At 47.2% G+C, this 10,375-nt stretch carries 9 protein-coding genes and 1 riboswitch; of the genes, 3 read left to right on the forward strand and 6 right to left on the reverse strand.

The genetic code is table 11. The features are described from left to right. Positions 1-266 precede the first annotated feature (266 nt). On the forward strand, positions 267-1,157 hold the full coding sequence (locus tag NE638_RS07085) for an AraC family transcriptional regulator (RefSeq protein WP_118608658.1): 891 nt from the start codon (positions 267-269) through the stop codon (positions 1,155-1,157). 74 nt (positions 1,158-1,231) lie between these two features. Here the strand turns inward: NE638_RS07085 and xylB are convergent, their stop codons facing one another. From xylB to NE638_RS07110, 5 genes are all read right to left on the reverse strand, one after another. After that, positions 1,232-2,692: a xylulokinase gene (xylB, locus tag NE638_RS07090; protein ID WP_021651858.1), complete on the reverse strand. Its 1,461-nt coding sequence runs from the start codon at positions 2,690-2,692 to the stop codon at positions 1,232-1,234. A gap of 198 nt (positions 2,693-2,890) precedes the next feature. Further along, the gene (locus tag NE638_RS07095) at positions 2,891-4,375 is read right to left on the reverse strand and encodes an L-fucose/L-arabinose isomerase family protein (RefSeq protein ID WP_015527462.1); all 1,485 of its coding nucleotides are present in this window, start codon (positions 4,373-4,375) and stop codon (positions 2,891-2,893) included. Positions 4,376-4,468: 93 nt separating this feature from the next. After that, a complete protein-coding gene (locus NE638_RS07100; RefSeq protein ID WP_118608657.1) occupies positions 4,469-5,086 on the reverse strand; it encodes a DUF4867 family protein in 618 nt (205 codons plus the stop codon). Between the two features lie 112 nt (positions 5,087-5,198). Next, the gene (locus NE638_RS07105; RefSeq protein WP_173745945.1) at positions 5,199-6,050 is read right to left on the reverse strand and encodes an AraC family transcriptional regulator; all 852 of its coding nucleotides are present in this window, start codon (positions 6,048-6,050) and stop codon (positions 5,199-5,201) included. Further along, entirely contained in the window at positions 6,034-7,008 is a 975-nt protein-coding gene (locus NE638_RS07110) for a bile acid:sodium symporter family protein (RefSeq protein ID WP_173745946.1), read from the reverse strand. The genes NE638_RS07105 and NE638_RS07110 overlap by 17 nt, the downstream gene beginning before the upstream one ends. 196 nt (positions 7,009-7,204) lie before the next feature. On the opposite strand from NE638_RS07110, the gene NE638_RS07115 reads away from it, so the two are divergent. Continuing rightward, complete coding sequence (locus NE638_RS07115; RefSeq protein WP_015527465.1) at positions 7,205-8,146, forward strand: glycosyltransferase family 2 protein; 942 nt, start codon at positions 7,205-7,207, stop codon at positions 8,144-8,146. A gap of 4 nt (positions 8,147-8,150) precedes the next feature. Here NE638_RS07115 and NE638_RS07120 read toward each other — a convergent pair whose 3' ends face one another. Continuing rightward, the gene (locus tag NE638_RS07120) at positions 8,151-8,714 is read right to left on the reverse strand and encodes a prolyl-tRNA synthetase associated domain-containing protein (protein ID WP_173745947.1); all 564 of its coding nucleotides are present in this window, start codon (positions 8,712-8,714) and stop codon (positions 8,151-8,153) included. A 179-nt stretch (positions 8,715-8,893) separates the two neighbouring features. Further along, positions 8,894-8,966, forward strand: a riboswitch (Fluoride riboswitch). 61 nt (positions 8,967-9,027) lie between these two features. Between NE638_RS07120 and NE638_RS07125 the strand changes: the two genes are divergently transcribed. Beyond that, positions 9,028-10,257 (forward strand): chloride channel protein, encoded by a 1,230-nt coding sequence (locus tag NE638_RS07125; RefSeq protein WP_173745948.1) that lies wholly within the window; start codon positions 9,028-9,030, stop codon positions 10,255-10,257. Positions 10,258-10,375 lie beyond the last annotated feature (118 nt).

A 10,375-nucleotide genomic window follows, 5' to 3' on the forward strand; every position in this document is an offset into this window, starting at 1 on the left:
ACGCTTCATGGTTACTGTTCACTCCGTTCTCAGCAACACACTTCGCAATGCGCAGAATATCACCAGTGAATAGTAACGCTTCATGTACTTTTATTATAACAGTCCCGTCTTTTCTGTCCATAACAATTTTGTGTAAAAACCGTATTATTTTGTGGTGATCCCGGAATATCCCTTTGCATTTTCTGCCTTTTCTGATAAAATAAATTCCACTATGAAAAGCAGATATACACTTCAGGATCCGCGCACAGAAGGAAGGAGGTAACACCTTGCAGATCATCACAGATCCCGCCGGAAAAGAACTGAAAAAACACGGAGACAGCTCCTTCCCATTCCTGGTAAGCTACGAGCGGCTTTCCGGCTATGAGACCGGTTCCTTTCTGTGGCACTGGCATCCGGAGATCGAGCTTACCTATATCGAAAAGGGCGAAATGCTCTACAAGATCAATCAGAATACCTTTCACCTGAAAGAGGGACAGGCAATCTTTGGCAATGCCAATGCCCTTCATGCCGGACATATGTATCAGGATCAGGACTGTCAGTATATCCCCATAACCTTTGACCCCAAACTGATCTACGGATTTTCGGGAAGCCTTCTTTTCCAGAAATATACAGAACCGATCCTCCGAAGCTTTTCCCTGTCCGCCGTACCGCTTGATCTATCCTGCAAATGGCACTCCGAGGCCATAAAAGATATCCGTGACATCATCGACCTGGACAGTAGCCGGGAACCCATGTATGAATTTGAGATCATCGCCAGACTGCAGCACTTCTGGAAGATCTTGTATGAAAATACGATCTCCCGGACAACTCTTCCATCCGGTCAGGATGAAGAAAACTACCGCCGCATCCGTCAGATCATGTCCTATATCGCAGAACACTACTCTGAAAAGATCCTCCTGAATGATGTTGCAGACCTGATCCACTTAAGTCCCAGCGAATGCAGCCGGCTTTTCAAAAAATGCATGAATATCACTCTCTTCGGATACATCCAGGAATACCGCATTGAACGCAGCCTGGAATATCTGGAAAATCCCTCCTGTTCTATTACGGAATCAGGACTGCTGTCCGGTTTTTCGGACTCTAATTATTACACAAAGGTCTTTACGAAAATCAAGGGCTGTACACCAAGACAGTACAGAAAAAATCAGGAGCTGTGACATGCTCCTGATTTTTAACCATTTAGTGCTCCATACCTATGAAGCAGAACAATATTTATCCGTGAAAATGGCTGTTATCTGAACAGCTCTTTCATTGCCGGATACAGTTTGCGGAATTTCCGGTATTTTTCTTCATATTTTGCAACCAGCTCCGGTTCCGGTTCTACCGTATCTACTACCCTGACCAGCTTATTACAGATCGTTTCCACATCCGGGTATTCACCGCAGCCTACTGCTGCCAGCATTGCACCGCCCATGGACGGACCTTCCTCATTCTCCGGCACATCCACCTTCAGGTTCATCACATTTGCAATGATCTTTTTCCAAAGAGGGCTCTTGGCTCCGCCGCCGCAGATCTTGGTGCGCTCAATATGGATCCCGAGGCTTCTTGCAACCTCAAGGGAATCTCGAAGTCCGAAAGCAACTCCTTCCAGAACAGCCTGTGTCATATCTGCTCTCGTGGTATCCATGGACATTCCGAAAAATACGCCTCTTGCATCCGGGTTGTTATGCGGAGATCTCTCTCCCATCAGATACGGAAGGAAAAACACCTGATTTTCGCCAAGCTTTTGGATCGGTGCCTGCTCTGCCGCAAAATCCTTTGTCTTAAGGATCTCCTCTGACCACCATTTGTTGCAGGAAGCAGCACTTAACATGCATCCCATCAGATGATAGCTTCCATCTGCATGGTCAAAGGAATGCAGTGCATTGTTTTCATCCACTCCGAAATCTTTGCTGGAAATAAAGATCGTACCGGATGTTCCAAGGGAAATGTTGCACTGGCCATCGCCAACCGTTCCTGTTCCCACAGCTGCCGCAGCATTGTCGCCTGCACCTGCTACAACCTTCACATCTTCTGAGAAGCCAAGCTCTTTTGCAACTTCCGCTTTCAGGTTTCCGACTACCTGCCAGCTCTCGTACAGCTTCGGAAGCTGTTCCTCTGTGATATGGCAGATCTCAAGCATTTCCTTTGACCAACAGCGGTTCTTCACATCCAGAAGAAGCATACCGGAAGCATCGGATACATCTGTGCAGAAGGATCCGCTTAAGCGATAGGCAAGATAATCCTTCGGAAGCATGATCTTTACCACTTTTTTAAAATTCTCAGGCTCATGCTTCTGCATCCAGAGGATCTTTGGTGCAGTGAAGCCTGCAAATGCAATGTTTGCGGTATACTGAGAAAGTTTTTCCTTTCCGATAACCGTATTAAGATATTCCGTCTCCTCACCGGTACGGCCGTCATTCCAGAGAATCGCCGGACGGATCACATTGTCATCTTTATCCAGAGTTACAAGACCGTGCATCTGACCGCCAAAACCGATTCCTGCTACTTCTTTGCGGTCAATCCCTTCTGTGAGCTCTTTGATCCCTTCCATGCTCTGGGCGAACCAGTCCTCCGGATTCTGCTCAGACCAGCCCGGATGGGGAAAGAACAACGGATATTCTTTTGATACGATGTTGCAGATCTTTCCGGATCCTTCCATAAGAAGAAGCTTTACAGCGGAAGTTCCAAGATCAACGCCAATATAATACATAGTGATTTTTCCTCCTGTAAATACAGAAACCGCAGCTCTCAGTTCGCAGCGCCTGCACGCCTGAGAGCCCGCGGTTTCTGAATCGTATTTAACCAAATCAAGAAAGTCCCCTGCGGGGTTACGAAAAGCAATAAGCAGCGAGTGGAGACTTGCTTGTATCAGGCAGCACGTACGGATGATCTTACCTGCCTGTTTTAATTATCTCCAAGGATTCTCTGTCGGATATCTCACGCCTGCCGGCTGATTGTAACCGATCTCTTCAACCGGTACACCAATGTATTTGAACACCTCGAAGAGAGCTTTTCCGTGATGTCCGAATGCTACAGCACCGTGATGCGGGAATCCTCCCTCGATCAGCACGTGACGGTAGAAACGTCCCATCTCCGGAATTGCAAATACACCGATAGCACCGAAGGAACGTGTTGCAACCGGAAGAACCTCGCCGTGTGCGATATATGCGCGAAGCTTGTTGTCCGCTGTACTCTGCAGACGATAGAAGGTGATATCTCCAGGCTTGATATCTCCCTCAAGAGTTCCGTTTGTAACCTCGATTGGAAGGGATCTTGCCATGATCATCTGATATTTCATCTCACAGAAGGACAGCTTGCTGGATGCTGTGTTTCCACAATGGAATCCCATAAAGGTATCCTGAAGCGTATAGTTGAATTTTCCTTCGATAGATTCTTTGTACATATCCTTCGGAACGGAATTGTTGATATCAAGAAGTGTAACGATATCATCACTTACTACCTGTCCGATAAACTCACTTAATGTACCATAGATATCAACCTCACAGGATACCGGAATGCCCTGTGCTGTCAGACGACTGTTTACATAACATGGAACAAATCCAAACTGTGTCTGGAATGCAGGCCAGCATTTTCCTGTCAGTGTTACATATTTACGATATCCTTTGTGATCTCTTACCCAGTCCTTCAGAGTCAGCTCGTACTGTGCAAGCTTCGGAAGGATCTCAGGTTTCTTGTTTCCCGCACCAAGCTCTTCTTCCATCTCTTTTACGATCGCCGGGATCCTTTCATCACCTTCATGCTTGTTGAATGCCTCGAAAAGATCCAGCTCTGAGTTCTCCTCGATCTCAACGCCAAGGTTGTAAAGCTGTTTGATCGGTGCATTGCAGGCAAGGAAGTTTGTAGGACGCGGTCCGAAGCTGATGATCTTCAGGTTGCTCAATCCCTCGATCGCTCTTGCGATAGGAAGGAATTCATGGATCATATCTGCGCAGTCCTCTGCATCACCTACCGGATACTCCGGAATATAGGCTTTTACATTACGAAGCTGCAGATTATAGCTTGCATTCAGCATACCGCAGTAAGCATCTCCACGTCCCTGGCAGAGATTATCCTGTGTTTCCTCAGCTGCTGCGATAAACATCTTCGGTCCCTCGAAATGCTTTGCAAGAAGGGTCTCAGAAATCTCCGGTCCGAAGTTTCCAAGATATACACAGAGTGCGTTACAGCCTGCTTTTTTGATATCCTCCAGAGCCTGGACCATATGGATCTCACTCTCTACGATACAGACCGGACATTCGTAGATATCCTTTGCATCGTATTTCTTTGTGTAAGCGTCTACAAGAGCTTTTCTCCTGTTTACGGAAAGGCTTTCCGGAAAACAATCTCTGCTGACTGCAACGATTCCGATCTTAACTTCTGGCATGTTGTTCATAATCTTCATTCTCCTTTTTATATCCGGCAGATTTTCCACCGGTGATATTATTGTTCGTTTTTATATCCCACTGCACAGCACTTCACCGTGAAATCAGTCAAGTGTGATATTTTCACCCTTCAATCCGTTGAATGCGCCTTCGATCTTCGCATCCTCATGAGCGATAAGCCATTTATTCCGGGCTGTCATCAGACCGTCCTCTCCGTCCCCGGGCACCGGGAAATCAATCTCTGTGTTGGTTCCTCTCGGAAGAACAACTACACACTGAAATCCGCTCTCATTCACATGACACGGTGCATAGTGGAGAGTTGTGGCATAAACCTCGATCCCGGTTCCTGCCGGTACCAGAAATGCCTCCACCTTTGAGGTATCGTATGTAAGATCCTCTTCTATATCCTGCTGATGTCCGATAAGCAGTACAAGATCTGTCACTGCTACATTGATCTCGGAATTCCGATGATATTCCAGGGCATTCAGCTTTTTGTTATGACCATTGCAATATCCGATCTGGACAGGTAATCCACCAAACGCTCTGTTTTTCAGTTCCTTTTCCACATCGAGAGCTTCCAGCTCCTCTGCTGACGGAACATATACCACATCCTCCGGGACCGGTGTATGCTTCATCTCCTTCAGAAGCGGACCGAAATTGTATCCCTCCAGAACCTTTCCGTATCTGCGGAAAGCCGGATCTGTTACTTTCTGAATTTTCACGATTTAACCCTCCTTACAAAATTACTGTTTCACAGCTTCTCTGCATCTTCGTTTTGAACTGAAAAAAGCATACCACATCATGGTATGCTTTTCGCCGCTTTTCTTGACTCATTCATAGCACTTTTTTGACATTTTTATGATTCTGACGCTCCACTCTTCCCGGCAGGATCCCGTAACGCTTTACAAATTCCCTGGAAAAAGCCCTGCTGCTTGCAAACCCGTTGTCAAGTGCGATGGAGCTGATGGTATGATCTGTATTCAAAAGCTCCTTATAGGCGTATGCCATGCGGATATCCTGTAAATATGTCTTAAAATTGACCTTCGCATATTTTCGGAACATCCTTGACAGATATGCATCGGAATATCCGAACATGGCTGCAAGTCCGGAAAGCCTGAGATCCTCCTTGTAATGCTCCCGCATATAAGTGGTTATTTTTGACAAAGCATCCAATCTGCGGCTGATCTTCAGCGCATTCTCCTCCACCTCTGTTTCCCTGTATGCGGAAACCATAAGATAAAGGACTTCATAGAACACTGCCCTGATACGGAATTCGTACCCCGTTTCCCCGGATACGTACACCCGGTACATCTCCCGGATCAGAGAAACCATCCGCCTGTCTGTTTCCTCAGACTCTTCGTTTCTGCTCTGAAAACGGATAAATCTCTGAGCGGTAAAATAATCCGAAAACTGCTTCAGCGGGATCTGCAGTACGATGGTCTCATTACGTACTGGCGCCTGAATAGAATGTACTTCATTGGAATTAATGATCAGAAACTCCCCTGCCTTCAGAGGATACTCTTTCTCATCGATATAGAAATAAAGGCTCCCCTCCATCACCGCAAAGATCTCGATCGAAGTATGCCAGTGTTTTTCCCTTACATAATTTCCGTTTCTTCCTTCAAAAAGAAAAAGCTTAAAAGGAAATCCCTCATTGGGAATGATCAATTCATGCTGAAACTCCATGCTCCTTCTCCCTTTCCTGCTGTCCGGTCTGGACCCGGCGCATCATACTTCCGTAAAAAGCCGCCAGGATCTGCTGAAATAACGTTCCGATCATAACCGGAAATAATGTTTCCGCCGGAAAATACGCTCCCGCGATCACCGCACCGGCGCTGATGTTCCGCATTCCGGAACCATAGATCATGGAAACCGTTGCCTCTTTATTCTGCCTTGTAAGAATGGCAATGATCCAGCCGATGGCATATCCCCCGGCTGCCAGGACCAGGATCGCTGCTGCTACCTCCAGCCGTTCTCCGTTAAGATGCTTCATATAAGGAGAAACCTTGGAGGAATTGGAGGTTACCACAAAGATCAGGCACATTTTTGAAAAAGGCGCCAGCTTTTTCGGCCAGGTCTCCTTAACCTTTCCATGGCTGACTTCATTAAGGCACATGGCAAGAACTGCCGGCAGAGCGATCATGAAAACCAGCTCCTTCATCATTCCCACAGTATCCATTTTTACGCTGGAGCCCACCAGGAGCTTCAATACTGTCGGGATCAGAAAGGGAGCCAGGATCGTATCGATCACAACCAGCGAAAGTGACAGCGGACTGTTTCCATTATAAATGGATACCCACATCAGACTGATCACCGCTGCAGGTACGGAAAATTCCAGCACCATTCCTGTGATATAATTCATATTGCCCGGGAACAGAAGATGTCCCAGACCGCAGGCGGCCACTGGTCCCAGCACATGAAGGATCAGCAGCATCAGGATCAGCGGAAGCGGCCGCTTAAACACATCTGCTACATCACGGAATCTGGATTTCAGCGCACCGATAAAGGTCATAAATGCAAAAGCATACGTCACATAGGGCACGCCATGCTTTGCAATATCCGGAAACAGTACCCCTGTAAGCAGACAGGCCGGCGTCACAAAAGCCATCCATTTCTCCATAAAGCTGTTAAATTTTTCCAGCATATCACACCTCTTGTTTGTCTTTTTTTACAGTTTATCACAAAAAAACAGCGGTGCAAGAAAAAAATTCCCTGTTTTATAGCCGATTCCGGACAAATATGATATGATAGTACCCATCCAAAAGCAACCTGAAACCAGGGCGGACTACAGATGACCGCCAAAATGATCATTTTTTATGATCTGGAAAACGAGGCAAAAAATGATTTCTTTAATTATACCATGCTTCAATGAGGAAGAATCCCTTCCGCTTTTTTACCCGGAAGCCACTTCTGTCCTCAGGCAAATGAACTGTGATTATGAGCTGATCTTTGTGAATGACGGTTCCAGAGACAGAACCCTTGAGATTTTAAAAGAGCTTTCCGAAAAGGATCCTCATGTGATCTATCTTTCTTTTTCCAGAAACTTCGGAAAGGAAGCTGCCATGTATGCAGGCTTCTGCAATGCCGGCGGCGATTATGTAGCAGTAATGGACGCTGATCTTCAGGATCCGCCGTCCCTTCTCCCGGAAATGCTGGAGAAGCTGGAATCCGGAGAATATGACAGCGTTGCCACCAGACGTGTCAGCCGTGACGGAGAGCCACCTATCCGGAGCTTTTTTGCCCGGAAATTTTATCAGCTGATCAATAAGATCTCGGATGCAGATATTGTGGACGGCGCCAGAGACTTCCGTCTGATGAAGCGCAGTATGGTGGATGCCATCGTCTCCATGAGTGAGTACAACCGCTTCTCCAAGGGAATCTTCGGCTGGATCGGTTTCCGCACCTGCTGGCTCCCCTACAAAAATATCGAACGCGTAGCCGGTGAGACCAAATGGAACTTCTGGAAGCTGTTTAAATACGCCGTCAGCGGCATCATCAATTTTTCTCAGGTACCGCTGACCATCGCCTCCTGGTTCGGAACGACCATGACCGGTTTTTCCTTTCTGGTCCTGGTAGCCATCATCGTCCGAAAGCTGATCTTCGATGATCCGGTCCCAGGCTGGGCTTCCACCATCTGTGTCATCATCTTCATCGGCGGCCTGCAGCTTTTCTGCCTGGGTATCATGGGACAATACATAGCCAAAACCTATATGGAGGTCAAGCAGCGCCCCCATTACATCATAGCAGAGTCCAACAAAAAGGACTTTACACCCATACGTTGATTTTTTATTCTGTCGGAAGCTCGACCACCTGATATTCGTGGCCCAGCGCCGGCAGGATTTTTTCTTTTACATCACCGGTCTTCATCAACAGAGTGGAAGTATTGATACACGGATGGCATCCGAAATATTCTTCATCCAGGACTTCTTTATCGATCACCAGGTGTACCTTCTTTTCTTTATCAAAGATCAGTCCCATCAGACTTAAGGACCCTGGGGTAATGTTCAGATATTCCTCCATCTGCTCTCCGTCTGCAAAGGAAAGTCTGGCTGTTCCGATCTGTTTGGACAGAAATTTTGTTTTAAACGGCTTCTCTCCAGGCATCAGCAGAAGATAGAAATCTGTTTTCTGTCGGTTGCAGAGAAAAAGATTTTTGCATATCTGCGCTCCCAGAAGCTGATCCACTGCCTCGCAGGCCTCCATGGTCATCAGCGCCTCATGATCTGCTCTTTTATATTCAATCCCAAGACTGTCCAGAAAATCGTACACTGCGATTTCCTTCTCCAGACGGCCCTCGGTATTCTCCGGTCTTCCTGTATAGATCGTTTTGTCAATTCTTGGTTCTTCCATGGTGTCTCCTCCGTTATTTTTACATTCTCATATGTGCAAGTCTTAGTCGCAGCATATTACGCTTTGCTGTTTCACCCGTAACCTGCCGATTTGTTTAATCATAGCACACCTGTAGCAAATAAGATACTCCGGAGTTCCGTCTGACTATTGACGATATCAGCCTCGGATGCTATACTCTCAGGCAGAAAGGGAATGAAGTTCTCCCCCGATTTTTATCGAAACCGCCAATGAGCTGATGACTTCTGTGCAATGCACGGGGTTACCAGCTTTTTTTGATGGATTTTTAAGATCCGGGAGATTGAAAGGAGTTACTATGACAAAAGAAACTATCCAAAAAGAACATCGGATCCTACAGCTGAAATATGCTGTCCTTGCAGTGGTCGTGGGAATCTGCGTCGGGATCGTAGATACCATCTTCGGCCGGGGCCTGCTGGCGATCTCTGATCTTCGCACCGCACACTGGCGATATCTGCTGCCCTTCCTGCCTCTGGCCGGACTTCTTATTGTGTGGATGTATCATCATTTCAGCACCTTAAGCTTAAAGGGCATGTCCCTGATCTTCGAAACCGGGCAGAAAAAAAGAGACCAGATTCCTCTGGCCCTTGTCCCTCTGGTAATGATCGGCACCTGGATCACTCATCTCTTCGGAGGAAGTGCCGGTCGTGAAGGTGTTGCCGTGCAGATCGGTGCTACACTCTCTCACGAGGCAGGACGCAGGCTGCATATCCGGGAAAATAAGCCTGTCATGCTGATCACCGGTATGGCTGCCGGTTTTGGCGGTCTGTTCCAGACGCCGTTAGCCGCTGTATTTTTTGCCATGGAGGTGATCGTTGCCGGATATCTTGAGTACGATGCGCTGCTGCCGGCACTTATTGCCGCATATACAGCCTCCTTCACCTCTCATTTCCTGGGACTGGAAAAATTTGCTGTGGATATCCAGGACACCTGGACTGTGACCGATCTCCGAAGCATGATCTCTCTCATTGCTCTCGGACTTGCCTTTGGTCTTGCCGGACGATGCTTTTCCGTACTTCTTCAGAAAGCAAAGAAATTATTCGGGAAAAAAATTTCAAATCCGCTGATCCGCATCGGTGTCATGGCCATTCCACTGGCAGCTCTGCTGTTTGTGAGCTATGGCGGACGCTACACAGGTCTTGGAACCAATCTCATCTCCGCTTCCTTTGCCGGAGAAACGATCTACGGATATGACTGGATTCTGAAGCTTCTGTTTACTGTATTTACACTTGCCATCGGTTTTCAAGGCGGCGAAGTGACACCACTGTTCTCCATCGGCGCTTCCCTTGGAGTCGTCCTAGGTTCCATCCTCGGGATCCCTCCCATTATCTGCGGGGCACTTGGCTACGCCGCAGTATTCGGCAGCGCCACCAACACCCTCATCGCCCCGATCCTCATCGGCCTGGAAGTCTTCGGCACCCGAAACACCATCCCCCTTATCCTGGTATGCATCCTCGCTTATCTGGTCAATGGAAATCACTCCATTTATGGAGCACAGCAGAAGGCACTTTGCAGGTTTAAGGAGTAGATATGTACATATTTTTTATTCGGTCATGACTGACTCGGTTGTGGCCGAATAAAAAGCGGTACTTTTTTAGATTTTTTCTTGCATACGAGAGCAACTGCCAATGCAATAAACATTAATA

The organism is Blautia sp. MSK.18.38 (assembly GCF_024460535.1).
Taxonomy (GTDB): domain Bacteria; phylum Bacillota; class Clostridia; order Lachnospirales; family Lachnospiraceae; genus Blautia_A; species Blautia_A fusiformis.